General features: G+C 48.2%; 21 protein-coding genes, 18 tRNA genes and 3 rRNA genes. 9 read left to right on the top strand and 33 right to left on the bottom strand.

Features of this window, described 5'->3' with window-relative positions:
• Window positions 1-223: 223 nt before the first annotated feature.
• Complete coding sequence (ytpR, locus tag AB3Y94_RS03565) at window positions 224-862, bottom strand: YtpR family tRNA-binding protein (protein ID WP_125683255.1); 639 nt, start codon at window positions 860-862, stop codon at window positions 224-226.
• Between the two features lie 26 nt (window positions 863-888).
• Entirely contained in the window at window positions 889-1218 is a 330-nt protein-coding gene (locus AB3Y94_RS03570; RefSeq protein WP_125683253.1) for a thioredoxin family protein, read from the bottom strand.
• Window positions 1219-1395: 177 nt separating this feature from the next.
• Here AB3Y94_RS03570 and AB3Y94_RS03575 point away from each other — a divergent pair, with 177 nt between their 5' ends.
• Window positions 1396-1722, top strand: coding sequence for a hypothetical protein (locus tag AB3Y94_RS03575; protein WP_125683251.1), 327 nt, complete (start codon window positions 1396-1398; stop codon window positions 1720-1722).
• Window positions 1723-2459: 737 nt separating this feature from the next.
• Here the strand turns inward: AB3Y94_RS03575 and AB3Y94_RS03580 are convergent.
• Both AB3Y94_RS03580 and pepV read right to left on the bottom strand, forming a co-directional pair.
• Window positions 2460-2966: a universal stress protein gene (locus AB3Y94_RS03580; protein WP_125683249.1), complete on the bottom strand. Its 507-nt coding sequence runs from the start codon at window positions 2964-2966 to the stop codon at window positions 2460-2462.
• A 33-nt stretch (window positions 2967-2999) separates the two neighbouring features.
• Window positions 3000-4400: a dipeptidase PepV gene (gene pepV / locus AB3Y94_RS03585; RefSeq protein WP_367295115.1), complete on the bottom strand. Its 1401-nt coding sequence runs from the start codon at window positions 4398-4400 to the stop codon at window positions 3000-3002.
• A gap of 140 nt (window positions 4401-4540) precedes the next feature.
• Between pepV and AB3Y94_RS03590 the strand changes: the two genes are divergently transcribed.
• A complete protein-coding gene (locus tag AB3Y94_RS03590) occupies window positions 4541-5374 on the top strand; it encodes an NAD(P)H-hydrate dehydratase (RefSeq protein WP_125683245.1) in 834 nt (277 codons plus the stop codon).
• A gap of 78 nt (window positions 5375-5452) precedes the next feature.
• Here AB3Y94_RS03590 and AB3Y94_RS03595 read toward each other — a convergent pair whose 3' ends face one another.
• Together AB3Y94_RS03595 and AB3Y94_RS03600 are read right to left on the bottom strand one after the other, a co-directional pair.
• Entirely contained in the window at window positions 5453-6133 is a 681-nt protein-coding gene (locus AB3Y94_RS03595; RefSeq protein WP_125683243.1) for a 16S rRNA pseudouridylate synthase, read from the bottom strand.
• Between the two features lie 10 nt (window positions 6134-6143).
• Window positions 6144-7784 carry a polysaccharide biosynthesis protein gene (locus AB3Y94_RS03600; RefSeq protein ID WP_125683241.1) on the bottom strand — a complete coding sequence of 547 codons (1641 nt, stop codon included), beginning with the start codon at window positions 7782-7784 and terminating at the stop codon, window positions 6144-6146.
• 333 nt (window positions 7785-8117) lie between these two features.
• On the opposite strand from AB3Y94_RS03600, the gene AB3Y94_RS03605 reads away from it, so the two are divergent.
• Window positions 8118-8438, top strand: coding sequence for a hypothetical protein (locus AB3Y94_RS03605; RefSeq protein ID WP_125683239.1), 321 nt, complete (start codon window positions 8118-8120; stop codon window positions 8436-8438).
• Between the two features lie 123 nt (window positions 8439-8561).
• On the top strand, window positions 8562-9326 hold the full coding sequence (locus AB3Y94_RS03610) for a flavodoxin family protein (RefSeq protein ID WP_125683388.1): 765 nt from the start codon (window positions 8562-8564) through the stop codon (window positions 9324-9326).
• Window positions 9327-9420: 94 nt separating this feature from the next.
• Here the strand turns inward: AB3Y94_RS03610 and AB3Y94_RS03615 are convergent, their stop codons facing one another.
• The 3 genes from AB3Y94_RS03615 to leuS form a co-directional block, all read right to left on the bottom strand.
• On the bottom strand, window positions 9421-10092 hold the full coding sequence (locus tag AB3Y94_RS03615) for an AAA family ATPase (RefSeq protein ID WP_125683237.1): 672 nt from the start codon (window positions 10090-10092) through the stop codon (window positions 9421-9423).
• A 13-nt stretch (window positions 10093-10105) separates the two neighbouring features.
• Window positions 10106-10864 carry a hypothetical protein gene (locus tag AB3Y94_RS03620; RefSeq protein WP_125683235.1) on the bottom strand — a complete coding sequence of 253 codons (759 nt, stop codon included), beginning with the start codon at window positions 10862-10864 and terminating at the stop codon, window positions 10106-10108.
• A gap of 493 nt (window positions 10865-11357) precedes the next feature.
• Window positions 11358-13787 carry a leucine--tRNA ligase gene (gene leuS, locus AB3Y94_RS03625; RefSeq protein WP_367295116.1) on the bottom strand — a complete coding sequence of 810 codons (2430 nt, stop codon included), beginning with the start codon at window positions 13785-13787 and terminating at the stop codon, window positions 11358-11360.
• 393 nt (window positions 13788-14180) lie between these two features.
• On the opposite strand from leuS, the gene AB3Y94_RS03630 reads away from it, so the two are divergent.
• Genes AB3Y94_RS03630 through AB3Y94_RS03640 form a run of 3 tightly spaced genes read left to right on the top strand, consistent with a single transcriptional unit; the run spans window position 14181 to window position 15753 of the window.
• Window positions 14181-14819, top strand: coding sequence for a phosphatase PAP2 family protein (locus AB3Y94_RS03630; protein WP_125683231.1), 639 nt, complete (start codon window positions 14181-14183; stop codon window positions 14817-14819).
• Window positions 14820-15386: a class I SAM-dependent methyltransferase gene (locus tag AB3Y94_RS03635; protein WP_125683229.1), complete on the top strand. Its 567-nt coding sequence runs from the start codon at window positions 14820-14822 to the stop codon at window positions 15384-15386. It abuts the gene before it with no gap.
• Between the two features lie 28 nt (window positions 15387-15414).
• Entirely contained in the window at window positions 15415-15753 is a 339-nt protein-coding gene (locus AB3Y94_RS03640; protein WP_125683227.1) for a hypothetical protein, read from the top strand.
• Between the two features lie 56 nt (window positions 15754-15809).
• Here AB3Y94_RS03640 and AB3Y94_RS03645 read toward each other — a convergent pair whose 3' ends face one another.
• From AB3Y94_RS03645 to AB3Y94_RS03655, 3 genes are all read right to left on the bottom strand, one after another.
• The gene (locus AB3Y94_RS03645) at window positions 15810-16529 is read right to left on the bottom strand and encodes an adaptor protein MecA (RefSeq protein ID WP_367295117.1); all 720 of its coding nucleotides are present in this window, start codon (window positions 16527-16529) and stop codon (window positions 15810-15812) included.
• 199 nt (window positions 16530-16728) lie between these two features.
• Window positions 16729-17136 (bottom strand): transcriptional regulator SpxA, encoded by a 408-nt coding sequence (gene spxA, locus AB3Y94_RS03650; RefSeq protein WP_125683223.1) that lies wholly within the window; start codon window positions 17134-17136, stop codon window positions 16729-16731.
• A gap of 207 nt (window positions 17137-17343) precedes the next feature.
• On the bottom strand, window positions 17344-18084 hold the full coding sequence (locus AB3Y94_RS03655; protein WP_125683221.1) for an MBL fold metallo-hydrolase: 741 nt from the start codon (window positions 18082-18084) through the stop codon (window positions 17344-17346).
• 126 nt (window positions 18085-18210) lie between these two features.
• Here AB3Y94_RS03655 and AB3Y94_RS03660 point away from each other — a divergent pair, with 126 nt between their 5' ends.
• On the top strand, window positions 18211-18723 hold the full coding sequence (locus tag AB3Y94_RS03660) for an antibiotic biosynthesis monooxygenase family protein (RefSeq protein WP_125683219.1): 513 nt from the start codon (window positions 18211-18213) through the stop codon (window positions 18721-18723).
• 140 nt (window positions 18724-18863) lie between these two features.
• Window positions 18864-20081 carry a DUF2075 domain-containing protein gene (locus AB3Y94_RS03665; protein WP_125683216.1) on the top strand — a complete coding sequence of 406 codons (1218 nt, stop codon included), beginning with the start codon at window positions 18864-18866 and terminating at the stop codon, window positions 20079-20081.
• A gap of 159 nt (window positions 20082-20240) precedes the next feature.
• Here AB3Y94_RS03665 and AB3Y94_RS03670 read toward each other — a convergent pair.
• The 21 genes from AB3Y94_RS03670 to AB3Y94_RS03770 form a co-directional block, all read right to left on the bottom strand.
• Window positions 20241-20314, bottom strand: a tRNA-Asp gene (locus tag AB3Y94_RS03670).
• A gap of 2 nt (window positions 20315-20316) precedes the next feature.
• Window positions 20317-20390 (bottom strand) — tRNA-Met (locus tag AB3Y94_RS03675).
• Window positions 20391-20415: 25 nt separating this feature from the next.
• Window positions 20416-20488, bottom strand: a tRNA-Glu gene (locus AB3Y94_RS03680).
• A 9-nt stretch (window positions 20489-20497) separates the two neighbouring features.
• Window positions 20498-20585, bottom strand: a tRNA-Ser gene (locus AB3Y94_RS03685).
• A 4-nt stretch (window positions 20586-20589) separates the two neighbouring features.
• Window positions 20590-20664: transfer RNA gene (locus AB3Y94_RS03690), tRNA-Ile, on the bottom strand.
• A gap of 6 nt (window positions 20665-20670) precedes the next feature.
• Window positions 20671-20741, bottom strand: a tRNA-Gly gene (locus tag AB3Y94_RS03695).
• A 19-nt stretch (window positions 20742-20760) separates the two neighbouring features.
• Window positions 20761-20833: transfer RNA gene (locus tag AB3Y94_RS03700), tRNA-Phe, on the bottom strand.
• A 53-nt stretch (window positions 20834-20886) separates the two neighbouring features.
• A tRNA-Asp gene (locus tag AB3Y94_RS03705) sits at window positions 20887-20960 on the bottom strand.
• 2 nt (window positions 20961-20962) lie between these two features.
• Window positions 20963-21036: transfer RNA gene (locus tag AB3Y94_RS03710), tRNA-Met, on the bottom strand.
• Window positions 21037-21045: 9 nt separating this feature from the next.
• Window positions 21046-21135: transfer RNA gene (locus AB3Y94_RS03715), tRNA-Ser, on the bottom strand.
• A 33-nt stretch (window positions 21136-21168) separates the two neighbouring features.
• Window positions 21169-21242, bottom strand: a tRNA-Ile gene (locus AB3Y94_RS03720).
• Window positions 21243-21256: 14 nt separating this feature from the next.
• Window positions 21257-21330: transfer RNA gene (locus AB3Y94_RS03725), tRNA-Met, on the bottom strand.
• Window positions 21331-21357: 27 nt separating this feature from the next.
• Window positions 21358-21431 (bottom strand) — tRNA-Pro (locus tag AB3Y94_RS03730).
• 6 nt (window positions 21432-21437) lie between these two features.
• Window positions 21438-21511, bottom strand: a tRNA-Arg gene (locus AB3Y94_RS03735).
• A gap of 38 nt (window positions 21512-21549) precedes the next feature.
• Window positions 21550-21621 (bottom strand) — tRNA-Gly (locus AB3Y94_RS03740).
• A gap of 4 nt (window positions 21622-21625) precedes the next feature.
• Window positions 21626-21698: transfer RNA gene (locus AB3Y94_RS03745), tRNA-Thr, on the bottom strand.
• Window positions 21699-21749: 51 nt separating this feature from the next.
• Window positions 21750-21822: transfer RNA gene (locus AB3Y94_RS03750), tRNA-Lys, on the bottom strand.
• 3 nt (window positions 21823-21825) lie between these two features.
• A tRNA-Val gene (locus AB3Y94_RS03755) sits at window positions 21826-21898 on the bottom strand.
• A gap of 8 nt (window positions 21899-21906) precedes the next feature.
• Window positions 21907-22023: ribosomal RNA gene (gene rrf / locus AB3Y94_RS03760) — 5S ribosomal RNA — on the bottom strand.
• Window positions 22024-22092: 69 nt separating this feature from the next.
• Window positions 22093-25011: ribosomal RNA gene (locus AB3Y94_RS03765) — 23S ribosomal RNA — on the bottom strand.
• A 224-nt stretch (window positions 25012-25235) separates the two neighbouring features.
• Window positions 25236-26801: ribosomal RNA gene (locus tag AB3Y94_RS03770) — 16S ribosomal RNA — on the bottom strand.
• The 16S, 23S and 5S rRNA genes sit together here with 18 tRNA genes alongside, the layout of an rRNA operon.
• Between the last annotated feature and the right edge of the window lie 73 nt (window positions 26802-26874).

Raw genomic sequence — 26874 nt, forward strand, 5'->3', positions numbered from 1 at the left:
GTTTCTTCCTCCTTGACGAGCGTACTCGTCGATTTTCATGGTGTGGGAGGAGACGCCGCCGTTTGACGGCCACTTTACTCATTCCCCAAGTGTTTTTAAGCCTAGCCACAGGGGCTAGTTTATATTTTAAATTATTGGCTATTAATCCCTTGATAGTCAGTCTAGTCTATTGTACACAAAAAAGCGGGCTGACGACAAGGTCAGACCCGCTTTGTAATATTTCTTAACCATTAAAGATGGATTGACCACGTTCAAAGTCGAACGCGTCACCGACTTCATAATCATCGGGCAAAATCAAGGCACCTGGGCGTTGTGGTGCATTTGCTAGGCCTAATTCACGGCCTGAACAAATCATCCCATCACTCTTGACCCCGCGTAATTCACCGGGCCAAATAATGAGACCACTAGGCATCATTGCCCCAACTTTTGCAACAACGACCTTAATATCGGCCTGCATGTTAGGCGAACCACTAACGATTTGGACGGATTGATCATTATCAACCACCGTCTCCGTCACCAACAGATGGTCAGAGTCTGGATGTGGCGTTGCCGTCTTGACATACCCAACGACGAACCGAGAACGCGTTTCAGCTTCCAATTCACCGGCAAAACCGGCATCCTCGAGAGCGGTGTTTAAAGCCGCTACGTCGTCTTCCGTCAGGTGTACCTGACCGGCACCCGTAATATCCGGCAAAATGCTGGAGACGGCCAGGAAATTGTATCCTAACGTCTTCTCCGTGTCCGGGTCGTAAATTCGTGCGATATTGTCGCGAACGGTGTGCGCCTGCTTGGGGGTATCTTGGGCAACAATAATAATCAATGCATCCCCTAATTCTTGGGGATTGTAACTAGCAATTAACATGTCTGAATCCTTTCCAACGGGTTATATTAAGCGTTGGTCGCTAAAGAATTGATAAATCCTTCAACCTCTGCTTTGGTTTTACGATCTTTGTTTACTAACCGACCGATTTCTTGACCATCGGCGTAAGCAATGAAACTTGGAATGCCGAATACATTAAGTTCAGCGGCTAAATCGATGTTTTCGTCACGATCGACAGCAATAAACTTAAAGTCGGAGAAATCCGCTTCAATCTCAGGCATAGCTGGTTTGATGAACGTGCAATCTGGGCACCAGGTTGCGGAGAAGAAAAGCATCGTTTTGCCATCCTTCACGACATCTTTCAGTTCAGCGGCTGACATCTTGGGTAATTGTTCCATGGTTAGCACTCCTTTATTAAAGAATAAAATTTTGACAAAGTCCATTATAGCATGGATGAAAGAATTTACACGATTTTTGCCTTTTTACGGGAACTTCCCCCCAATCATTGGTATACTGGGGGCAGAAGTGATGGGGTTGATGCCCAACAGGACCAACTTGCTTAGGAGGCGGTAATTATGGCTGCAAAAAATGGACAATTGTATCAACTAAGTCTCACCGGCGTACTCGGTGGGTTAATGGGCATTTTCATCACGCGATTCTTCGGTAGTGCGTCTCGCCTAGATCCAGATATTATTCTGAATCAGGTCAAGCACCAATTCCGGCAAGAATCACCGATTGAGGGTGCCTGGATAGAAAAACGGGCGGTTCCCTTCCAGAAATATGCAGTCAAAGCGCGGGTCTACTACGGTGGTATCACGCGCTACGAAGACGACCAATTGGTTCAGTACCAGTTCATCGCCGACGCTGCCACTGGAAGTGTCCTGGATATTCACCGGCTTTAATCGTGCATTCGCAATCATATAAAATTAGGAACACCAGTTGTGGCTGGTGTTCCTTTTTGTGTCGTCAAGTTCAGCTTCGCAATCCAACACAAAGGTTGAAAGTTCGAAAACTGTTATCAAAGCAAAGCCTTACCCAGCCACCTGCGTCGGTCAGAGATTCCGCCTGCTGTGGGGAACGCCTACGGCCTGAAAAGCGGTCCTTCGGCTCGGTTTGAAGCCTGGACAAACCACTAGTCTTCAAACACGTCTCACGCTGTAAGCCGAAAATCGGCTAACACCGTCGACACGGCTGGCTCCACCTCTGACCGCCTCCAGTTAAATGCGTTCTCAGAAAATAAGTAGCTTAAATGCCTGAATAACGGTACTTACTCAATATTATTGACCCTCCACTAGGTAACCGAGAATGAGCCAAATTTGGACTCAGCCGTGGGATTTTCAAGTGATTTTCTTGAAAATGGCGACTTAAAAACATGCTTTGCGGCTTCAAGCGAGGGGTAAGACTGCCTTTGGGCTTGTCCCGTCCTTCCCACCGCGTTCCGGTCCAAATTTGGCGAACGGTAAGGCGGCAATTTCCCACTTTGTCTGACTAAGCCTCAACACACGATTCTCGTTACATCAGGCATAGTGGGTATTTCAGTGTTTTCAACCTTTAGATCCAACACAAAAAAAATGAAGCCAGGCTAACCACGTTAACCCAGCAACATCTTTTACAAGGCATTTATGACAGTTAAACCTAACTAGGCCGTCGGTAAATGCTTCAAGCTCGACGCATGGTTCTCTAAGTCAGTCCGAACAATCAGCACATCACAGACAGCGTTCGCAACGACGTAGCTCGCTGTGGATCCCATCAACATGCGCTCCACAACATTGACCCCAGTTGCCCCGATCATAATCAGATCCGCGTGATATTCCTTGGGCAAGGTCCGCGCCAAGTCGACCTTCGCGTGACCGTAGTACACGGAAGTCACCACCTGCTTGACGCCCGCCTTTTGGGCCCGTTGCCGGTATTCGTCGACGGTCTTTTCTTGAATTTGCCGCTCTTCATCCATCACCTGTTGATCGACATAGCCAAAGCCAACACGCGTATTGTTTCCGAGCCCCACGTAATCGCCACCACTCATGATGGTGATAATGATCAGTTCGGCATCATTTCTGACCGCCACTGCAATGGCTTTGTCCAATGCCCGTCGTGCCTGCTTAGAACCATCTACACCAACGAGAATGTGTTGATATCTTTCTGTCATCCCTACCACTCCTTTGACCAATTTTTAAGTGAACTACTTGGTCAATTCGTAGATGGCTTGACCGTAAATGGCCATGGCCTTCAACAAATCAGCTTCTGGTTGGAATTCATCAGCTTGATGCATCGTATCCTGAGTTCCGGGGAACAGTGCACCGAAGGCCACGCCCCGTTTCATCAACCGACCGTAAGTTCCGCCACCCACAACTTCTGGTTGGGCGGTCAAGTCGCCAGTCTGTTGCCGATAAACGTCCATCAAAGTTGCCACGATTGGATCTGCCGGATCAACGTAGTGCGGCACCATCTCCCGCCCTTGTTTCAACGTCACGGCCATCTCAACTTCGGCTTTTTCCAAACCAGCCTTAATATCAGCAGCACCAGTCCCAGTTGGGTACCGGAAGTTGGTGTTGATCAGACCACCTTCATCAGCCTTAAAGGTCATCACCCCGACGTTCATGGTGAGGTCGCCCATCACCTTGTCCGTGTACGCAATCCCCAGCTTAGTTGCTCGGGAGTCGTCATGGAGACTATTTGCTAACAGACTGAGAAAATCAGCCGCATTCCCACCAAAATCGTACTGGTTCAGGAACGTTGCTAAGAAAGTCCCGGCATTGATACCATTCTTGGGTTCCATGCCGTGCGCCGCTTTACCAATTACTTGTAAGTGAACGCCACCGGCTACCTGTTCAGCTTCACCGGTTACGGGAACCTTCGTCAGGAAGGTCGTAAAGTCAGCAATAACTTTTTTAGCATCACTCACTGCAACCGTTGCTTCAGCATCTCGCGGAACCATGTTCTCTCGTAGACCAGCCTCAAAGTCGCGTAAACTTACGGTGCCCCCATTACCACCGGCAAAGCGGGAAGTGAACGTGACGTTACCCTTTTCACCGTTGATCAGCGGAAATTCGGCGTCAGGTGAGAAGCCCAACGTTGGTGCGGGTTCTAGGTCGAGGTAATGGTTCATCCCCGTCCAGTCGCTCTCTTCGTCGGTACCAATGATGAACCGAATCTTCATTTGGGGGATAATTCCTTCGTCCTTCAACATCTTCAAGCCGTAGTAGGCTGCCAGGGCTGGCCCCTTGTCGTCAGACGTGCCACGACCGTATAGCTTGCCATCCTTCTTAGTCAACGTAAAGGGATCCGTGTGCCACCCCTTACCTCCGGGCATCGTGTCGGCATGGCCCAGAATAGCAAGCGTGTCATCACCTTCACCGTATTCTACGTACCCTACTAAATTATCTAAATTCGTCGTCTTAAAACCGTCACGCTTGGCCAAGTCTAAAAATGCGAGCAAGGCCTTGGCGGGACCAGGTCCCAATGGATAATCATCGGTAGCCTTGGAATCATCTCGTGAACTATCAATGCCGACCAACGTGGTTAGGTCTGCAACGTAGTCCTGGTGATACTTTTCTGCTAGCTTTTGCCAATCAATTGCCATGATTGGACCTCCTTCATTTTATTCGGACCAAACGTCCAGGTTAACTGTCTCCAATTTTAGCATACCCCCCGCCAAATGTAAGCCGATTTCATGCCGGAACATGCTATACTAGAAAAGATACATAAGAGGAGGCTAATCGCATGCAAGAAGCACAACCTTTAACTGAAAATATTCTAGCGGCAACGATCCAACAACGCGCCGCCGATAGCTACAAGGGAACCTACGGCCGGGTGACCTTGATTGGCGGTAATCGTAATTTTGGAGGCGCTATCATTATGGCTAGTGAAGCCGCCGTCTATTCTGGTGCCGGTCTAGTAACGACCATCACCGACGCCAGTAACCAAGACGCCCTTCACGCCCGGTTGCCAGAAGCGATGTTTGCCGACATCACTGACTTTGACCAATCCCGTGAACTCATCAAGGGATCTGACGTCGTGGTCGTAGGCCCCGGTCTCGGAACAGATGATGACGCCGCAGCCGTTTTGGCAGACGTCTTCAACGTCATTCAACCCAATCAAATTTTGATCATTGACGGTTCCGCAATCACCCTAGTTGCCGAACGTCACCTACCTTTACCAAAGACTCATCTCATCATGACGCCGCACCAAATGGAGTGGCAGCGGTTGAGTGGCATTGCCATTGACAAACAAACGGTAGACTGGAACTTAGCTATCATCGATCAACTGGACGCGACCATCGTCCTGAAGTCCCACCGCACACAAGTTTATACGAGTAACGGAGTCTACGAAAATACCATTGGCACCCCTGCTCAAGCGACTGGTGGTATGGGTGATACGTTGGCCGGCATGGTCGGTGGCTTCACCGCTCAGTTCAAGGATACGGACCAAGCGGTCTTAGCAGCGGTCTACAGCCATAGTGCCATTGCTGAGGAACTAGCAAAAACACAATACGTGGTCCTGCCCCACCAAATCGTGGCACAATTGCCACAATTTATGAAGGCACACGAAGGTTAAAGCCTACCAGTTAACGTGTGATGCAAAAGCTGTGCAAACCAACTTACGGTCTGCACAGCTTTTTATTAACGCTTAAATTTACTTTGCGGGAATGCCTTCACCCAACAAACTGTCAATCTCAATGGCAGTCAGTCCGCGATAGGTCCCAATAGCTAAGTCAACGGGACAACCCAATGGCCCCAGTGCCGTCCGTTCAACCGGACCGGTCACACCGGGCAGTTGACTCAAGGTCGCTACCGCAGCTGCTAAATCAGTTGTTTCCAGACTGACAGTCGTGGTTTGACTGGCCTGATCAACTTGGGTCGTTAGCTTTTGAAAAGCTGTATTGGCAGTTATTTCAGGAGCGACGACCCCCGTTAACTGTACCCGACAGGTACTGGACCAATTCTGGGCAACCACGTCCGTCAAAAACTGCACGTCATCACTAGCAATCACAGCGCCCACGGCTTCCCGCGGCAAATCGGCTAGCGATTCCAACTGCCACTGCTGATCAAAGCCATTTAGCAGGCTGCCCAAGCTCCGCGGTACCGTTGGGTCCATGCTTAGCTGAAAACCCATGGGCTTATTAAAGACGTAGTACTGCGGCTGGCGGCCAGCAACGGCCAGATTGTCAACGCGGACGTCATCCTGAGTCATCACCGGTCTACGAGGAGAATCAACCACGACATCATTGACCGTAACTCGGCCTTGTCGTAGCAGTCGGAAAATTTGGCCGGGTGTTCCCTGGCGGTGTTCCGTTAAGTAACGTTCAATGTTCATGTTTGACCTCCTAACGAATGTGTAGACGCCGGCGTAACCCAGCAACGCGCGAACCAAGAATTGCATCGGCCAACCGTGATTTCAACACGGAGTATACGTAGAAGTATCCCCCAATAACCGCGGCAACTGCCACAATCATAAAGTTGATGCTCCGACCCTGACTACCCAGCAAACCACCCAGCAGAGCAACACCACGGGCTAATACGAAAGTTCCTAAAGCTGACAGCAGAATACCGTTGGTCTTTTTGGCAATACTTGCGTAGTTAATGCCAAATTGGTTGTTTAGCCAATGGACAATCAAGTAACAAGCCACCAGGAAGCCACAACCAGTCGCGATCAATGGCCCAAAAGCACCAAAGAAGTAAACCAGTGGCCACTGAATGATAAATTTCACAATGGTTCCGACCAAAAAGTAACGAACGGCTCGTTTATTTTGAGAAATCCCTTGCATCAACGCTGCAACGACCGTATAGAGGCCCAACAGAATTGACAGGTAGGACGAGAAAGCCAGTAGCGAAGCAGCCAAAGCCTCGTGCGTTGTCCCATAGAACACCAGGTTCAGTGGACGGGCAATTGCAGCCATCCCCAGCGCACTGGGAATCATGATGAATTCAAACATCATGAACGCATTCGTCAATTGTGCCGAAATATCCTTTTTATTGCCCTGCGTGTAACTTTGAGAGAGTAGTGGTACAACGGTTACGGCCAGTGCTGAAGACAGGGAGATAGTAATCATGATTAACTTATTAGCATTAACTCCGAACAACGCGAATAAGTCATTCAGGTGCGCGGCCGTATAGGTACCAGCCATGTGCATAATTGGTGCAAAGGTGTACTGGTCAATCAGTTGAAAAATCGTGATCCCAGCACCCAGAACAATGAATGGCACAGCTTGCGCAATAATTTCTTGATACAGTTGTTTGGCCGGTACGACCATTTCATTATTACTATTAGCCACCAGCGAGCGGAATTCATGACGCCGACGCCAGTAGTAGACGCCGAGAATCATCAATCCCCCAAAGGCCCCAACTGCGGCTGCAAAAGTTGACTGTGAAACCGCAGTAATCCAGTTGCCCTTCAGGACCCGCATGATGATAAAAGCGGCGCCCAACATGTAAACGACCCGAACCAATTGCTCCACAAACTGTGAAATAGCAGACGGGGCCATTTGCTGAAAGCCCTGGAAGTAACCCCGAGTCAGACTCATGGTTGGGATGATCAAGATTGCCCACGCTAACGAGTGAAGGACGGGAACTAGGTTTGCGTCACCCCCGGTAAAGAGTGGCGCCCCAAAATACATCAACGAGGCAATGACAACACCTGTTAAAATAGCTATTTCTAAACCTCGCTTATAGAGGCGAACACTGATACCGTACTCGTTTAAAGCGTTATAGTGGGCCACCTGCTTAGCAATTGCTGAGGGAACCCCTGCAATCGCCGCAATCAGGAAAAAACTATAGATGTTGTACCCTTTTCCATATAACGCGTTTCCTTGCAAATAAAAGGCTCCAAACCAAATATTCCAAGGGATAATGTAAACCGCTCCGAGAATCCGCGAGAGAATACTTCCCGCCGTCATCCACGCTGAACCCGCAACCATCTGGTCCTGCGTACTGGCTTGGTTTCCAGAATTTTCTGAACTTGCCGCCATTTGACACCCTACTTTCAATTTGTAAAATTCAACGTAATCCGGGCTTGGATAATTCCAAGCTAATCAAACAAACATTATACCATAGCTTTTCTCTCGCAAAAGTCAGAATTCCGTTAAGATTTTTATATTGGCCGTAAGTTCTACAGTGGCCGCCAGAGAATTAAGACCGAGTCCATTTAGCGGGTCCTAACCACAAAGTTACTCATTTCGTCAAAATAACGAGATTCTTCTCTCAAATCAATCGAAATGCTAGCAGATTTCTTACCGAAGGTCTGGAACAGTGGTATGCTGGAAGTAGGCAAAGACACAATATATTCAAGGAGGAATGCCAATATGACGCAGGCAACAGCTGGTTCCACCGCAGCACCAAAGATGCAGATGTCACCAGAACGGGCAAAACAAGTCGTGAAGATGACCAAAAGCATCCGGGGAAATTTCCCAGAGTTAGCGGCGATTTCTGATGCGCAATTAATTTATTCGACCTGGCGCAGTTTCAAGCGGATCGACCAAACCAACGATAGTGATTACACCACGATGGCTGACGTCTTCTTCCACGAATTTGACCGACACGTTTTAAACTATCAATTCTCTAAGACGGGGCAAACGGAAACCATTCGTCACCGTTTTTTCGCCGTCTTAACTGAATTACTCTAACCTAAATCAACTGGACCCGTCGACTATCCGCGGGTCTTTTTGTTTGCCCGTCTTCTTTTTGTCCAACTAAATTAGATGCGGTATACTGAAGAGGTAATTAGTTTAGAGAGTGAGGCGATTCATTTGCGTTATTTAGCGTTACTTGGCAGTCATGAGCGTCACGGCATCACTGCTGGTTACATGGATGCTGTGACCGCGGCCCTTCCCAATTCAGCAAACGTGGAGACGGTTTTTCTACGCGACTACGATATTTATCCTGATACCAAAGAGAAGACCTGTCCGGCATTGGACGAAATTGAAGCAAAAATGGCCGCCAGTGATTTTTGGATTATCTGTGCCCCGACTTATTGGGGTGGCATGCCTGGCGTCATGAAACAATTCTTTGATTGTATGCGGTTTCGTCTGGTCCGAATGAACTCTGTGGCGGACACCCTACCTGGCAAATACAAAGATAAACACTACTTGAGCATGACGAGCTGCTTCATCAGCTCCACTGAAAATTTGGCGACTGGCATTACCGACCAAACCTTTGTAACCATCGACCGAGTGCTGACCGGCGCCGGTCTAATCAAAGTCGGTGAATTCGTGGGAACTGGTACCTGGGGAACGAAGGCACCACGACCCGAAAAGCTCGCTGAGTGCACGCGTTGGGGCAAAAAGATTGCCAACCGGCCACGAAAGGATGATAACACTTTGAAACGATATATCTTATTATTCATCATGATTGCCGTCATGGCTCTGATTACGATGGGGCTCCAGGCATGGTGGTTTGGCGTCTTTGCTGCTGGAAAATTCTGGCTGACCTACGCCACATTTGTCGTTATCTTCTACGTTTTACTCGCCAGCATTTTACATTTCTTCACTTTTGTCAGACATCGTCGTCGGTAATTCAGTCATTTTACATACCAGGGTTTGGAACAAACGTTCCAGGCTCTTTTTTGCGCCCTAAACGTATATAGCTAACTGTCTGCTGGCCCCTGCTTCACCCGTTCTCTTTGAGATAAGCAGCCTCTAAACTCTCGGTCTGGGTCTCCGCCATAAACGCGGCTGGTGTTCCTGCAAACGCAATGCACTGGCCAGCTAGGACCAATACCCGAGCAGTCCCCTCTGGCAAAGTACGCAACTGATGGGTCGTCATAATGACCGTTCGTCCGGACGAAGCCAAACAGCTAATCTGTGCCATGACCCGTTTAACCGCCCGGAGGTCCAGACCATTTTCTGGTTCATCGAACAAGTAAAGTTCACGCTGCAACTGGCAAACGCCAGTGAACAAGACTAATCGTCGTTGTCCACCAGAAAGATCCCGGAAACGGGTATGCGCTATTGGCTGTAACTCTACCGGCAGGTCCGCCTCTGCGAGAGTTGCCGAAGGGACATCTAGCACTCGCATCATTTGTAAGGCTTCCAGCACGGTGACATTTCCTGTAAAGGGTGCCCCTTGCATCTCATAGCCAATGTGGTCCATAGTGGGAAAACCCACCAGATGTGACCGATCACCAACGCTCACTCCGGCAATTAAATCGAGTAGGGTCGTCTTGCCCACACCGTTGGCACCTAATAAAATATTAACCTTACCCGGCACGAATTCCGCGGTAAGCCGATTAAAGAGTTGTCGCCCATCTGGCAACACCAGTGAGTAATCCTGAATTTGCATAACCCATCCCCCCTTAGTATCGACTAGTCAGTGACTGTAATCGCATGTGACGGACCGGATAGTAGCCCACCATAAGATAGAAGAGGCCCACTACCACTAACAACGTGCCGTTAAAACTAGTCGTTGCGTGTGCCAGATTGAGAAATGCCGCGTAAAACAACACAACGTAAGAACACGGATTAAGACTGGTTAATAAAATGTTCAGGGCCCATTCATTCGGGAGGCTGACGTTGATCAACAACATGCCCACCATAATATAACCCATCACAATCAGCGAAATAGCATTCCCCTTAATGGGCATCAACAAGAAAAAGTTGGTGAACCCAGCAATGATTGGAACTAACAAAAAGTTTAACAGTAGAGCGGCCGCCATGTCTGGTAGATACTGAACTGCTGTCGGATCAAGGGCAATGACCACGACGTCGAAGCATACCATTTCAACCTGAATAAATAACGTTTGAATTGCCAAGTTACTATAAAAAATCAGTCGCCGATCACCAGCAATCACCGTAAACATTTTCAGAAAATTGGTCTCTCGCAAGTTGATCAAGCCAAATTCAAAGCCGTTTAACACACCCACCAAAACGATGTAGGCCCAGTAACCGGTAAGCTGTATTAACGCGTTACCAGTCCCCAACGGATGACCATTTGTGTTCAACGCCGCCACCACAAAATAAATCGTAGGTGCAATGAGTGTAAAGAATAGGATGGACTTGTCTGCCCAGGTCATCTGCCACTCAAACTTACTTAACGTCCGCAGTTTTCGCCACATACGCGACCCCTCCCCCTTAATAAGTCTCATTATGATCACTGCCAGGCGAATTGCACGACTAAAACCTTCATTAGTTTAGCCACCAACGCTATTAGCGTGCAAATAAGTAGCCGAGTGTGATTTGGCGATCTCTCGGCTCACAGAGTATTCTGTTGCTAACTAATGTGTTATCAGTTAGTCATCATGAATACGCGTAACATCTTTTACTGTGATTTGGCTAAACAACAATCACCACGTCTGAATCCTCTGGCCTCTGACGTGCAACCAATTTATAGACACTGGGTAGTAACAATGCCTGCTAATACGGGAGGGAAGCAAATAATTTATTTTCAGCCTTCTGTTACCCAATTTTAAAACTATCAAAATATGGGACATGAGCCACAGTATCTTGCCTTTTGCACCCGTAAAACTGGCGCCAAAAAGGGTCCAAGACTTTTGTCTCGGACCCTTAAAATATATTTAAACTAAACTTTTCAGCAACAAAGGCTTGTGCTTAATTAGCCACAATGTTAACCAATTTACCTGGAATCACAATGACCTTGCGAATCGTCTTGCCATCGGTATGGGTCTTGACCACATCGTCAGCCAGAGCAGCCGTCTCGATATCATCCTTAGCTGCATCCTTTGCAACCTTGAGGTGCGCCCGGACCTTACCGTTCACTTGAACGACCATTTCGACCACGTCTTCAACCAATTGCTTTTCGTCATAAGTTGGCCACTTAGCGTAGGCAATCGTCTCATCATGGCCCATCAATGACCAGAGTTCTTCGGCGATATGTGGCACGATTGGTGAAATCAACTTGACGAAGCCTTCCATGTAGATCAATGGCAGACTGTCTGCCTTGTAAGCTTCATTAACGAAGACCATCAATTGCGAAATGGCCACGTTGAAACGCATGGCTTCAAGGTCTTCGCTCACCGTCTTAACCGTCTGGTTGTAGATCTTGTCCAACGCACCATCGTTGATCATCGTCACCCGATCACGCAAGTGGTTGTTGTCATCGATCAACAGACGCCAAACCCGATCAAGCCAGCGACGGGAACCGTTGATACCCTCGGTACTCCAAGGCTTTGAGGCTTCGATTGGGCCCATGAACATTTCGTAAAGACGCAGCGTATCGGCTCCATCCTTTTCGACAATTTCATCGGGATTGATAACGTTCCCCTTAGACTTGGACATCTTTTCGTGGTTGGTCCCCAGGATCATCCCCTGGTTAACCAACTTCTGGAAAGGTTCCTTGGTTGGTACTACCCCGAGATCGTACAGGAACTTGTGCCAGAAGCGAGCGTACAGCAAATGGAGAACGGCATGTTCAGCCCCACCAATGTAAAGGTCGACTGGCATCCAATACTTGAGTTTGTCTGGATCGGCAATGGCTTCGTTGTTTTTAGGATCAACGTAACGTAAGAAGTACCATGAACTCCCCGCCCATTGTGGCATGGTGTTCGTTTCACGTTTCCCTTTACGCCCATTCTCATCCACGACATTAACCCAGTCATCCAAGTTTGCCAGTGGACTCTCACCGGTTCCAGAAGGTTCCAGTTGCTTGGCAGCTGGTAACTTGAGTGGTAACTCGTCTTCCGGAACCAGCGTGGTTTCGCCATCTTCCCAATGGATAACGGGAATTGGTTCACCCCAGTAGCGTTGGCGGGAGAAAATCCAATCGCGTAACCGGAAGTTGACCTGTTTGTGACCAGCGTGGTTCTCCTCCAACCAATCAATGGCCTTAGAAATGGCCGTCTGCTTATCCAACCCATCCAAGAAGCCGGAGTTGACGTGCGCACCATCACCGGTGTAAGCGGCCGCTTGCACGTCGGTATCATCATTACCAGCAATCACTTGAACGATTGGTAAGTTGAATTTCGTAGCAAAATCGTGGTCCCGGTCATCATGAGCCGGCACGGCCATGATAGCCCCAGTTCCGTATGATGCCAACACGTAGTCCCCAATCCAGATTGGTACCTTGGCACCGCTCAATGGGTTAACGCCATAGGCACCGGTGAAGACCCCGGTCTTATCCTTGTTCAAGTCAGTCCGTTCCAGGTCTGACTTACTTTCAATGGCTTCTTTATAAGCCTTAACAGCTTCAGCCTGTTCCGGTGTCGTGATCTGATCAACCAGGGCATGTTCTGGTGCTAAGACCATGTAAGTAGCCCCAAATAGCGTATCAGGACGAGTCGTGTAGACCTCAACCTTGGTATCTTCTTGCCCAGCAACTGGGAAGAAGACACTGGCCCCTTCGGAACGACCAATCCAGTTCCGTTGCATTTCCTTGATACTCTCTGGCCAATCCAGATCATCCAAGTCATCCAACAACCGGTCAGCGTACGCCGTGATTTTTAAAACCCATTGACGCATTGGCACGCGGTAGACGGGGTAACCGCCCCGTTCCGTCTTGCCGTCAACGACTTCTTCGTTGGCCACAACGGTCCCACCCATAAAGTCAGGCGCCCAGTTGACCATGATTTTGTCTTCATAGGCTAAACCCTTCTTATACATTTGTTCGAAGATCCATTGCGTCCACTTGTAGTATGATTCGTCAGTGGTGTTAACTTCTCGACTCCAGTCGTAAGAAAAACCTAATGACCGAATTTGGCGTTTAAAGTTTTTGATGTTGTGAGCAGTGAAGTCTTTAGGATTGTGTCCCGTCTTCAAAGCATACTGTTCAGCGGGCAGACCAAAAGCATCCCAGCCCATTGGGTGCAGGACGTTGAACCCTTGCATCCGCTTTAAACGAGCCATGATATCGGTTGCCGTGTACCCTTCTGGATGACCCACGTGCAACCCTTGGCCTGAAGGGTAAGGGAACATGTCTAAGACGTAGTATTTCGGTTTATTCTGATTGTCAGCAGTCTTGAAAGTTTCATTGACGCGCCAGTAGTGTTGCCATTTGCGTTCGATAATTTGGTGTTTGTATGCCAAAAGTCTTCGCTCCCTTTATAAGTTACGTTGTGCCACAAAAAAAGCCCCCAGAAGCCCAAAATGGGCCTCTGCAGGGCGTTTTAGCGCGGTACCACCTACATTTCCCCAACCATCCGTTGGGGCTCATTCCGGCTGATAACGTCGCCAAACGCCCACCTTGCGGCAGAGAAAAACTCGGAGACAAGTTCGTCTGGCACGGTAACGGATTCACATCACCCATCCGCTTGCTGGATACCCCGCCTGACTACTACTTCTCGTCAACGTTTTGCATAATCAAATTGTTTTCATCTTAGCAAAAGCCTCCATGAAAAGCAAGGGGAACACGGGTAAAACCCATTTACGAACGGGGGTGTGCTATACTAAATTCATTAAAAAGCTTAAGGAGGTCCACCATTGACGACCATTTCTAAATTACGCTGGCGTTGCACCTGGGGCGCTGGCATTCTCTTTTTACTGGACCTTTTTGGCGTGGCCATGCAGCAAAACTGGATTAAGGTCATTGATCAGACAATTATTCACCTAGTTCGTCACCCATTGCCTCAATCATTGACCAAACTGATTATTGCCATTACCAATTCGGGCAATCCTCGTCCAGTGACCTGGGTCACCTTACTCTTGGTTGCTGTCCTGGCAATCTTGCGGCGCTACCGAGGGGCCCTATTCTTGACGGTCAACGTGCTGATTTGGGCAGGCATTGGCAATAGTTTGATTAAACACATGGTCCAGCGGCCTCGGCCCACCGTCGATCGACTGGTTGCTGCCAGCTCATATAGTTTTCCCAGCGGACATTCAATTACGGCGATGCTCCTGTGGGGTTCAGTTATTGTGTTACTGGGTTGGTCGCTCCAGCGGCATCGTAATTGGCGCTGGGGAGTCACCTTGCTATTGAGTTGCTGGATTGTTGTTATTGGCCTATCACGAATCTACGTCGGCGTACATTACCCAACGGACGTGATTGCGGGTTGGTCATTGGGCTTTGTCCTGCTGACTTTGAGCCAATGGTTCCTAACGCGCTATGGAGATGGATTATAAATGAATTTACCAAATGCTTTAACGTATAGTCACACGTTGCTGACCGAATGCGTGGGATCCGGTGCCACCGTAGTTGACGCTACAGTGGGTCAGGGCCACGACACCATTTTTCTGGCAAATCTAGTCGGACCAACCGGTCACGTCATTGGTTTTGATATTCAACAAGCTGCTCTGGATGCCACGCAACAGCAGTTGACGTTGACAGGACTGGGACAACAGGTCGACCTGCATACAACCGGCCACGAAAATGTGGCAACGTACCTGGCCCCCGAAGCCCAGGTCAGCGCTGCTATTTTTAACCTAGGATATTTACCGGGTGGCGATAAGTCCGTCATCACAAAACCCAATACCACTTTAACGGCAATCAAAGCTTTGCTGCCACATCTTCCCCGCGGTGGTCGCATTATCTTAGTCGTTTACTACGGTCATCCTGGCGGGCAAACGGAACGGGCCGCGGTGGTCGATTTTTGTGAGCAGCTACCACAAAAGACTTACCAGGTTCTGCAGTACGGATTTATTAACCAAATTCACCAGCCGCCCTTTTTATTGGCAATCGAACGCCGGTAACCTAATTTTAGATAGAGGATAACCAAACATGAAAAAGATTCTATTGCTATTACTTGCGGTAACCCCGATTGGGATTATCACTGCCCTACCTGCACCAGCACAAGCGGCCACCTGGCATTCAACTGCCATCCCGCACAAGCTCCGCGGCCACTGGGTTGCCCGTGACAACCACGGTCAGGGCGTTCACATTTACAAACATAAGATTCATTACACTGGCGAGAAAGCCGTCAAGGTTAAATGGCGATACGCCGGGAACCGCAAATATCATTTTAAATACGCCCATTCACAAGGATTTACAATCAACCTGCATTATTATGGCCGGCATAAGATAACTATGAACTCCTATTGGCACAACTACTACCGTTAATAAATCGAACCACAAAAAAATGCTGAAGCAAAATTTGCTTCAGCATTTTTTAATTACTAATCACTTAAAAAATGAAACCGAGTCAGTTCTAACGCACTGTTTTCCATGATTAATTGACCATGTTCAGCTAGGACGTCAGGCGCTACCTTGGTTTTATTCCCATATTCGTACGCAACGGCGAGTTCATCCTTGATGGATTCGCGGGAGGATTCATTCACAAAGAAGACCAGTTCTAAGTAAAAGTCATCGTTGTACCGGTATAAATTGGAGGCTGCGTTTTCTAAACGCAACACCCGGGCAAGGTTAATCATGTCTTCAAACGAGTGGAGTTTAACCACCTGTTTAGTGGTCGGTTGACCACTGTCACTTAAATAATCTTCAATATCGTTTGAGTCGCTAGTAGCTGATTTAAACGTGGAGAAGAGATCCTTTTGGCCATCTTTTTCCAATAAATGCTCCTTAATTTGATCCGATACTTGATCGGGGTGATCACTATCGACGCTGGCATCGGCATCTGCCTCTTCCGCAGCGTCTTCGTCCGCATTCTTACTGATAAACAATTCTAGACCATTACGGTTAGGCAGCACCTGGAAGGTAACTGCCTCATTATCTTGAAATTGATGATCGACGTCGACTTCTTCCAAAATACTATAGAAAAAGCCCTCAATTTGCTTGTGGTTACCCAACAAGTCTAAGACGGTGATACCGCGTTCGCTCAGGTCATCGTTACCGATAACCACCCGAATCGTATTCTCATTGATTCGTTCCATCTCCATGAATAACACCCCTTTCTCGTGGGTTTTGGGTATTGTCCTTGATACTCATTCTAGTCATTTAAACTTACTTGTAAAGTCATCATACCAAAAAAACCGGACTGCAAGTAATATTTTCTCACAAATCCGATTAGATGCAACTAATTAAGCTTACAGATGAGGTTTCCATAAGTTTTTTATTGAATTCCCCAATATTTGCCATTTATCTGGACCCATTAACCAGCCGCTGTGCCCGTTCCAATTCTAATGCGCGAACCTTACGGGGCAGGAAACGCCGAATCTCTTCTTCATTGAAACCAACCTGGAGTCGCTTATCATCTACCATAATCGGTCGACGCAAGATTCCTGGATTCTTTTGAATGAGATCATATAATTCTCGTAAAGGTAAGTCGTCTAGATCCACAGTTAATTCTTGATAAGCCTTAGACCGAGTTGAAACAATTTCTTCGGTTCCATCTTCAGTCAACCGTAAAATCGACTTAATTTGATCAATTGTCAAGGGTTCGGAGAAGATGTTTTGTTCACGATACGCGATACCGTGTTCTTCAAACCAAAGACGTGCCTTGCGGCAAGAGGTACAACTGGGTGATGTGTAAAGTGTGACTGTCATAATCTTTTCCTCCCTCTCGAGCTCTTTGTATAAATCATTTAATAGCTCTATTATACAGAGTTTTCTGAGAATTGGAAGGGCTTTTTAGAAATAAATTAATAAACAATATCACCCAATATGACTATTTCTACCCATCATCATTACATAATCATCATTTATTGTTAATCAGACGGTTTCGGCCAATTTACTTTTAACGAATGGGAACGATTAGATTTCGTACGTTTTTCCTGGCTGAACGACTGCGACTGGAATCTTTGTTCCCGCCGCTGCCTGGGCTTCCACCTGCAATTGATGTAAGCTACCGGTCTGTGGCAAATGTGTCAATAGCAAATGCTTAACCGCCGCATCACATGCTAACCGGCCCGCTTGTGTCGATGTAAGGTGCCAAGCCGTCCCCTGATGATCAGCGTAGAAATTGGTATCGGCAAGCAACACATCCACATTCTGAGCCCATGGGATCAGCCCCTCAAAGGCAGCCGTATCCGCCGTAAAGGCCATAGTTGCGCCCGTTTGGACCTCAGTAATTCGTGGTGCATAAGCTGGAACTGGGTGATGCGTCTCTAGAAAATCAATCTTGAATGGTCCTAAGTTCAACGTCTGCCTAGGATCATAAGCTTCGCCAACTGTAGCACCGGGCCAAGTCAGCGCGCCAAAGTTCAATGGGTCGGCTGTATGCCCATAGATTGGTAGGACCGGTTCAGCCTTTGTTCCTGCCGCCAATTGCCAAAGATACTGGAGCACGCCAACATCGGCCGTATGATCGTGGTGATAGTGAGTCAGTAAGACAGAGTTCAGCTGGAGCGGATTTAGAACTTTTTCCAGTGCTAGTAGGGCCCCACTACCACAGTCTAAGAGTAGATGGTAATCACCACTGGTTAAGAGATAACTACTCGTTCCTACCCCATTGTGGGGGTAACCACCGTAACAGCCTAAAATTGTGAGTTGCATAATGTCATCCTTTCTGGTTCTTCTAATTGTCACTAGTGTAGCGCGTCGGCTTCGGAGTGTAAACGTTTCGCTTTTCGTTGGAAGTCTCTTATACTATAGTTAACAAAGTTGTTAGGAGGGATGGGTATGCTTCATGAATTATCGTTTTCGTTTGGAAGTCCTGCTGTACTGAAAAAAATTGTCGCTGAGAATCCGGATCGTCAGTTTAAATTACTCGCCAATTCGGGTGGTAACGCAGAAGAATCCTTACAGCTATTAGACGTTTCTGGTCAGCCAAGTCAGTTTACTACCGAACTTGACTATAATGTCCAACTGCACGCGGGTGTATCAACTTGGGACGGCTTTTATAGCTATAATTACTTCACGTTCGATGCAGATGCCGCCAAAGTATTTGATGCCAAAGCAAACTTACTAGCAATCAACGACCTACCAATGGGACTACGTGCCATGTACGTTTTAACCAAGAAAAAGAATCCCGGAGACTACGTCCTGTTAACTCTTTGGGAAAGCAGTCAAGCCTTCTCACTTTGGCGAAATTCTGATGCATTTAAACCCTTCAATCTTTATGCAACTAGCGCAAATCACCACCATTCAGCCACTTACCAGCCTACCCGTTTTCCTAAAGAAGACGAAGAATAGTTTGCTATCATTTGTGAATATAATCATTTGGCAGCCGGCCAGACTCGGTTGCCTTTTTTATCGGATTTCTACCCAAATTTTTGATTTCAGCAAAGTTCGCGGTACAATGGGGCTATTCTGTTTAGAAAGATGGCGACAATTTGACCAGTCAGTTTTCCAACGCAGCGACAGACAAAATCTCACCGAATCTGCCCCTCACTGCTGAACAAGCGCGGCTTGTAAAACACATCATATCCTTTACCGAGCAGGAGATTGTTAACCCAGGACCGGCTATCTTCACCATTTACGGGGACGCCGGTACCGGTAAGAGCGTCGTTTTATCTCACCTCTTTGCTCAAATTCAGACCGCCGCCCGGACAGACGCAACGACACCATTGGCTGGCACTGAAAACTACTTCCTCGTTAATCATCCAGAAATTCTCAAGGTCTACAAGGAAATTGCGGGTCCTCAGCCACACTTGTTTAAGAAAGATTTTCAACGGCCAACATCTTTAATCAATCAAATTGCTCAGGGTAAGAAACAGGCCGACGTTCTGGTCATTGACGAAGCACACCTTCTATTATCACAAGCCGACCACTACAATAACTTTTACGGATCGAATCAATTGGTCTCCCTGTTGCAATCAGCCAAAGTGATTATCCTCGTCTTCGATGAGGCCCAGGTATTACGGATGAAAAGCTTTTGGACAGAGTCCCGGTTAGAGAAATTACTGGTACCTTATCGACACGAGACCTATCGTCTGACTCACCAATTCCGAATGCAAGCCAGTGATGAACTAGTTGCATGGATTAATGCGTTCAGTCATGGTCAGTTGCAACCACTCCCACACAGCGTTGGTCCAGCGTATGACCTCAGGGTCTTCACTGATGCAGAGAAAATGCGCCAAGCTATCGTCGCTCGTAACACAGCAGTTGGCCTATCACGCGTCGTTTCAACATCAGGATATCCATCAACCCTAGACGGCGGTAAACATTATATCCAAGAAGGACCCTTTCGAATGCCTTGGGATCAGTATAATTATACAAAGACTCCCTGGGCGGAACTCCCACAGACTATTGATGAGGTTGGGTCGATCTACACTTGTCAGGGGTTTGATCTCAACTATGTCGGTCTAATTTTAGGACCACCAATAAGTCTAAATGAACACAATCACCTTCAGGTTAACCTAGACCGTTATACAGATGTCGAAGCCTTTAAGCACCGAGCTGATTTGACTGACCCCGAAGAATTAATTACGATAAAAAAGCAATTAATCCTTAATTCAATCAATGTTCTAATGAAGCGTGGCGTTCACGGTCTCTACCTTTTTGCACATGATAAACGCTTAAGTCATTATCTAGCGCAATTGGAACATTAGTCCAAACGGCGTCACAACCAATTCTCCTACAAGAATGGTTGTGACGCCGTTTTTATTTTTTATTCCTAGTATGCCATCTGTCAGTCAACGCTTGAATTGTTCATCAAATACCAACCAAAGATACAAAAAAAGCCTTCCTCACAGGAAGACTTTCACTGACGGTCCGTACGAGACTCGAACTCGTGATCTCCTCCGTGACAGGGAGGCGTCCTAACCAACTAGACCAACGAACCAATTGCGGGAGCAGGGTTTGAACCTGCGACCTTCGGGTTATGAGCCCGACGAGCTACCAGACTGCTCCATCCCGCGATAATATTAAATTAAGCTATGACAATGACCCGTACGGGATTCGAACCCATGTTACCGCCGTGAAAGGGCGGTGTCTTAAACCACTTGACCAACGGGTCATAACTAAACGGAGAAGGAGAGATTCGAACTCTCGCGCCGCTTCCGCGACCTATACCCTTAGCAGGGGCACCTCTTCAGCCACTTGAGTACTTCTCCATAATGGGCCTAAATGGACTCGAACCATCGACCTCACGCTTATCAGGCGTGCGCTCTAAACCAGCTGAGCTATAGGCCCAAATAAAGCGGGTAACGAGAATCGAACTCGCGACAACAGCTTGGAAGGCTGTGGTTTTACCACTAAACTATACCCGCATCATTTGAGTAAATTTAATGGCGCGGGACGGAATCGAACCGCCGACACATGGAGCTTCAATCCATTGCTCTACCGACTGAGCTACCGAGCCATTTGCCATTTAGATATATATGGTTACAATACTTGGGCGAACAAGCACTGCAACGGTCCGTACGAGACTCGAACTCGTGATCTCCTCCGTGACAGGGAGGCGTCCTAACCAACTAGACCAACGAACCAATTGCGGGAGCAGGGTTTGAACCTGCGACCTTCGGGTTATGAGCCCGACGAGCTACCAGACTGCTCCATCCCGCGATAATATAAAGGAGGATGAGAGATTCGAACTCTCGCGTGATTTTACTCACCTGACGGTTTTCAAGACCGTTCCCTTCAGCCAGACTTGGGTAATCCTCCATAATAAAACAAATACAAGTGCCCTTCTGGTAATGGACCTTGTAGGACTCGAACCTACGACCGAACGGTTATGAGCCGTTTGCTCTAACCAACTGAGCTAAAGGTCCAGTCCAAGTCCAAATCGCGGCGGGGGGGATCGAACCCTCGACCTCTCGGGTATGAACCGAACGCTCTAGCCAGCTGAGCTACACCGCGAAGTGTTAAATAAAGTTATTTATTTAATCGGGAAGACAGGATTCGAACCTGCGACCCCCTGGTCCCAAACCAGGTGCTCTACCAAGCTGAGCTACTTCCCGTTAAAATGCACCCAGTAGGAGTCGAACCTACAACCTTCTGATTCGTAGTCAGACACTCTATCCAATTGCGCTATGGGTGCAAAATATGAAATTAATTGCTTAACACCTCTCGGTGCTAAGCGGAAGACGGGATTCGAACCCGCGACCCCCACCATGGCAAGGTGATGTTCTACCACTGAACTACTTCCGCAAAATGCCGACTAGAAGATTCGAACTTCCGACCCCCTGTTTACAAGACAGGTGCTCTGCCAACTGAGCTAAGTCGGCATAGCCAGTATTGACGTTCTTTATCTAAATGTCACTCACCTAAACGGTGAATGAGCCGTGACAGGCTCGAACTGTCGACCCTCTGATTAAAAGTCAGATGCTCTACCAACTGAGCTAACGGCTCATATGGAGGATACAGGGCTCGAACCTGTGACCCTCTGCTTGTAAGGCAGACGCTCTCCCAACTGAGCTAATCCTCCAAAAATTCGCGTAGCGACGTCCTATCCTCGCAGGGGGCGATCCCCCAACTACTATCAGCGTGCTGAAGCTTAACTTCCGTGTTCGGCATGGGAACGGGTGTATCCTTCAGGCTATCGCCACTACACTATGAAAGAACTTCTTCTCTCAAAACTAGATATTATTCAATTATTTCCTTTGAGAACACCAACTCTACTTGGTTAAGTCCTCGACCGATTAGTACTGGTCCGCTCCACGCCTCACGGCGCTGCTACTTCCAGCCTATCTACCTGATCATCTCTCAGGGGTCTTACTTCCATATAGGAATGGGAAATCTCATCTTGAGGCGAGTTTCACACTTAGATGCTTTCAGCGTTTATCTCATCCATACATAGCTACCCAGCGATGCGCCTGGCGGCACAACTGGTACACCAGAGGTATGTCCATCCCGGTCCTCTCGTACTAAGGACAGCTCCTCTCAAATTTCCTACGCCCGCGACGGATAGGGACCGAACTGTCTCACGACGTTCTGAACCCAGCTCGCGTACCGCTTTAATGGGCGAACAGCCCAACCCTTGGGACCGACTACAGCCCCAGGATGCGATGAGCCGACATCGAGGTGCCAAACCTCCCCGTCGATGTGGACTCTTGGGGGAGATAAGCCTGTTATCCCCAGGGTAGCTTTTATCCGTTGAGCGATGGCCCTTCCATACGGTACCACCGGATCACTAAGCCCGACTTTCGTCCCTGCTCGACCTGTCTGTCTCGCAGTCAAGCTCTCTTCTGCCTTTACACTCAGCGAATGATTTCCAACCATTCTGAGAGAACCTTTGGGCGCCTCCGTTACTTTTTAGGAGGCGACCGCCCCAGTCAAACTGCCTACCTGACACTGTCTCCCACCACGATTAGTGGTGCGGGTTAGAGTGTTCACACAGCGAGGGTCGTATCCCACCAGCGCCTCACTCGAAACTAGCGTTCCGAGTTCTACGGCTCCGACCTATCCTGTACAAGCTGTGTCAACACCCAATATCAAGCTACAGTAAAGCTCCATGGGGTCTTTCCGTCCTGTCGCGGGTAACCTGCATCTTCACAGGTAATATAATTTCACCGAGTCTCTCGTTGAGACAGTGCCCAGATCGTTACGCCTTTCGTGCGGGTCGGAACTTACCCGACAAGGAATTTCGCTACCTTAGGACCGTTATAGTTACGGCCGCCGTTTACTGGGGCTTCATTTCTGGGCTTCGCCGAAGCTAACTCATCCACTTAACCTTCCAGCACCGGGCAGGCGTCAGCCCCTATACGTCATCTTACGATTTTGCAGAAACCTGTGTTTTTGATAAACAGTCGCCTGGGCCTTTTCACTGCGGCTACACTTGCGTGTAGCACCCCTTCTCCCGAAGTTACGGGGTCATTTTGCCGAGTTCCTTAACGAGAGTTCACTCGCTCACCTTAGGATACTCTCCTCGACTACCTGTGTCGGTTTGCGGTACGGGTAATTAATCACTAACTAGAAGCTTTTCTCGGCAGTGTGACATCTGGTACTTCCCTACTAAAATTCGGTCCTCGTCACGCCTTGTCCTTAGCGATAAGCATTTAACTCATCGCCAGACTTGACGCTTGAACGCACATTTCCAATCGTGCGCATACCGTAGCCTACTGCGTCCCTCCATCGTTCAAACATGATTAACTAGTACAGGAATATCAACCTGTTATCCATCGCCTACGCTTCTCAGCCTCGGCTTAGGTCCCGACTAACCCTGGGAGGACGAGCCTTCCCCAGGAAACCTTAGTCATTCGGTGGATCAGATTCTCACTGATCTTTCGCTACTCATACCGGCATTCTCACTTCTAAGCGCTCCACTAGTCCTTGCGGTCTAGCTTCGTTGCCCTTAGAACGCTCTCCTATCACGCGACCTATTGGTCGCATCCATAATTTCGGTAACATGCTTAGCCCCGGTAAATTTTCGGCGCAGGATCACTCGGCTAGTGAGCTATTACGCACTCTTTAAATGGTGGCTGCTTCTGAGCCAACATCCTAGCTGTCTGTGCAACTCCACATCCTTTTCCACTCAGCATGTATTTAGGGACCTTAATTGATGGTCTGGGCTGTTCCCCTTTCGACGGTGGATCTTATCACTCATCGTCTGACTCCCGGATATAAATCAGTGGCATTCGGAGTTTATCTGAATTCAGTAACCCATGACGGGCCCCTAGTCCAAACAGTGGCTCTACCTCCACGATTCTTAACTCCGAGGCTAACCCTAAAGCTATTTCGGAGAGAACCAGCTATCTCCAAGTTCGTTTGGAATTTCACCGCTATCCACACCTCATCCCAGCATTTTTCAACATACACGGGTTCGGTCCTCCAGTGCGCTTTACCGCACCTTCAACCTGGACATGGATAGGTCACCTGGTTTCGGGTCTACGTCAACTTACTGCAACGCCCATTTCAGACTCGCTTTCGCTACGGCTCCGATCTTTACATCTTAACCTTGCAAATTAACGTAACTCGCCGGTTCATTCTACAAAAGGCACGCTATCACCCATTAACGGGCTCTAACTAATTGTAGGCACATGGTTTCAGGAACTATTTCACTCCGCTTCCGCGGTGCTTTTCACCTTTCCCTCACGGTACTGGTTCACTATCGGTCACTAGGGAGTATTTAGCCTTGGGAGATGGTCCTCCCGGATTCCGACCACGTTTCACGTGTGTGGCCGTACTCAGGATCCTGAACTGAGAGTCAACGATTTCATCTACGGGGGTATCACCCTCTATGCCGTGCCTTCCCAGACACTTCGATTATCATTGACTTTGGTAACTCAAATGTTCAGTCCTACAACCCCAACGAGCAAGCTCGTTGGTTTGGGCTGTTCCCCGTTCGCTCGCCGCTACTTAGGGAATCGATTTTTCTTTCTCTTCCTGTGGGTACTTAGATGTTTCAGTTCCCCACGTCTGCCTCAACTTAAGTATGTATTCCCTAAGTTGTAATAGTTGGTTAAAACTACTGGGTTTCCCCATTCGGAAATCTCCGGATCAAAGCTTACGTACAGCTCCCCGAAGCATATCGGTGTTAGTCCCGTCCTTCATCGGCTCCTAGTACCAAGGCATCCACCATGCGCCCTTCATAACTTAACCTAACGCTTACTTCGTAATCGCTGATTAATTGAGTATTAGCGATATAAACTAATTAAAAGAACTCAAAATTACGCGGTGTTCTCGGTTTAATTATCTTTAATAAAAATAATTAATAAGAAAATAATTGATAATATCTAGTTTTCAAAGAACAAGTTAAAGAGGTAAGCCCCTCAAAACTGAACATTGTTTCGCCAAAGTATGTGTAGCCTCCGTATATTCCTTAGAAAGGAGGTGATCCAGCCGCAGGTTCTCCTACGGCTACCTTGTTACGACTTCACCCTAATCATCTGTCCCACCTTAGACGGCTGACTCCCGAAGGTTATCTCACCGGCTTTGGGTGTTACAAACTCTCATGGTGTGACGGGCGGTGTGTACAAGGCCCGGGAACGTATTCACCGCGGCATGCTGATCCGCGATTACTAGCGATTCCAACTTCATGTAGGCGAGTTGCAGCCTACAATCCGAACTGAGAACGGCTTTAAGAGATTAGCTTAGCCTCACGACTTCGCAACTCGTTGTACCGTCCATTGTAGCACGTGTGTAGCCCAGGTCATAAGGGGCATGATGATTTGACGTCATCCCCACCTTCCTCCGGTTTGTCACCGGCAGTCTCACCAGAGTGCCCAACTTAATGCTGGCAACTGATAATAAGGGTTGCGCTCGTTGCGGGACTTAACCCAACATCTCACGACACGAGCTGACGACAACCATGCACCACCTGTATCCATGTCCCCGAAGGGAACGTCTTATCTCTAAGATTTGCATAGTATGTCAAGACCTGGTAAGGTTCTTCGCGTAGCTTCGAATTAAACCACATGCTCCACCGCTTGTGCGGGCCCCCGTCAATTCCTTTGAGTTTCAACCTTGCGGTCGTACTCCCCAGGCGGAGTGCTTAATGCGTTAGCTGCGGCACTGAAGGGCGGAAACCCTCCAACACCTAGCACTCATCGTTTACGGCATGGACTACCAGGGTATCTAATCCTGTTCGCTACCCATGCTTTCGAGCCTCAGCGTCAGTTACAGACTAGACAGCCGCCTTCGCCACTGGTGTTCTTCCATATATCTACGCATTCCACCGCTACACATGGAGTTCCACTGTCCTCTTCTGCACTCAAGTCTCCCAGTTTCCGATGCACTTCTCCGGTTAAGCCGAAGGCTTTCACATCAGACTTAAAAGACCGCCTGCGCTCGCTTTACGCCCAATAAATCCGGACAACGCTTGCCACCTACGTATTACCGCGGCTGCTGGCACGTAGTTAGCCGTGGCTTTCTGGTTAAATACCGTCAACTTCTGAACAGTTACTCTCAGAAGTGTTCTTCTTTAACAACAGAGTTTTACGAGCCGAAACCCTTCTTCACTCACGCGGCATTGCTCCATCAGACTTTCGTCCATTGTGGAAGATTCCCTACTGCTGCCTCCCGTAGGAGTTTGGGCCGTGTCTCAGTCCCAATGTGGCCGATTACCCTCTCAGGTCGGCTACGTATCATTGTCTTGGTGGGCCTTTACCTCACCAACTAACTAATACGCCGCGGGATCATCCAGAAGTGATAGCCGAAACCATCTTTCAAACAAAAACCATGCGGTTTTTGTTGTTATACGGTATTAGCACCTGTTTCCAAGTGTTATCCCCTGCTTCTGGGCAGATTTCCCACGTGTTACTCACCAGTTCGCCACTCGCTTCAATGTTGAAATCAGTGCAAGCACGTCAATCAACGGAAGCTCGTTCGACTTGCATGTATTAGGCATGCCGCCAGCGTTCGTCCTGAGCCAGGATCAAACTCTCATCTTATAGATGATGTGCTTGAATAGCTCATCGATTGTTGTTACATTTTTAAAAGCGAATTGACTTCGCAAATATTGTT

Source organism: Levilactobacillus yonginensis, assembly GCF_964065165.1.
Lineage (GTDB): Bacteria > Bacillota > Bacilli > Lactobacillales > Lactobacillaceae > Levilactobacillus > Levilactobacillus yonginensis_A.

What these genes read in the sequence shown, in the direction of transcription:
- AB3Y94_RS03575 (WP_125683251.1), top strand. Translation starts at nt 1,396, where the DNA reads ATGGCTGCAAAAAATGGACAATTGTATCAACTAAGTCTCACCGGCGTA.
- AB3Y94_RS03620 (WP_125683235.1), bottom strand. Translation starts at nt 10,864, where the DNA reads ATGTGGCGAAAACTGCGGACGTTAAGTAAGTTTGAGTGGCAGATGACC.
- AB3Y94_RS03645 (WP_367295117.1), bottom strand. Translation starts at nt 16,529, where the DNA reads ATGGAGATGGAACGAATCAATGAGAATACGATTCGGGTGGTTATCGGT.
- AB3Y94_RS03600 (WP_125683241.1), bottom strand. Translation starts at nt 7,784, where the DNA reads ATGGCGGCAAGTTCAGAAAATTCTGGAAACCAAGCCAGTACGCAGGAC.
- spxA (WP_125683223.1), bottom strand. Translation starts at nt 17,136, where the DNA reads ATGACAGTCACACTTTACACATCACCCAGTTGTACCTCTTGCCGCAAG.
- AB3Y94_RS03640 (WP_125683227.1), top strand. Translation starts at nt 15,415, where the DNA reads ATGAAAAAGATTCTATTGCTATTACTTGCGGTAACCCCGATTGGGATT.
- AB3Y94_RS03660 (WP_125683219.1), top strand. Translation starts at nt 18,211, where the DNA reads ATGCTTCATGAATTATCGTTTTCGTTTGGAAGTCCTGCTGTACTGAAA.
- AB3Y94_RS03635 (WP_125683229.1), top strand. Translation starts at nt 14,820, where the DNA reads ATGAATTTACCAAATGCTTTAACGTATAGTCACACGTTGCTGACCGAA.
- AB3Y94_RS03580 (WP_125683249.1), bottom strand. Translation starts at nt 2,966, where the DNA reads ATGACAGAAAGATATCAACACATTCTCGTTGGTGTAGATGGTTCTAAG.
- pepV (WP_367295115.1), bottom strand. Translation starts at nt 4,400, where the DNA reads ATGGCAATTGATTGGCAAAAGCTAGCAGAAAAGTATCACCAGGACTAC.
- AB3Y94_RS03655 (WP_125683221.1), bottom strand. Translation starts at nt 18,084, where the DNA reads ATGCAACTCACAATTTTAGGCTGTTACGGTGGTTACCCCCACAATGGG.
- AB3Y94_RS03590 (WP_125683245.1), top strand. Translation starts at nt 4,541, where the DNA reads ATGCAAGAAGCACAACCTTTAACTGAAAATATTCTAGCGGCAACGATC.
- ytpR (WP_125683255.1), bottom strand. Translation starts at nt 862, where the DNA reads ATGTTAATTGCTAGTTACAATCCCCAAGAATTAGGGGATGCATTGATT.
- AB3Y94_RS03605 (WP_125683239.1), top strand. Translation starts at nt 8,118, where the DNA reads ATGACGCAGGCAACAGCTGGTTCCACCGCAGCACCAAAGATGCAGATG.
- AB3Y94_RS03595 (WP_125683243.1), bottom strand. Translation starts at nt 6,133, where the DNA reads ATGAACATTGAACGTTACTTAACGGAACACCGCCAGGGAACACCCGGC.
- AB3Y94_RS03615 (WP_125683237.1), bottom strand. Translation starts at nt 10,092, where the DNA reads ATGCAAATTCAGGATTACTCACTGGTGTTGCCAGATGGGCGACAACTC.
- AB3Y94_RS03570 (WP_125683253.1), bottom strand. Translation starts at nt 1,218, where the DNA reads ATGGAACAATTACCCAAGATGTCAGCCGCTGAACTGAAAGATGTCGTG.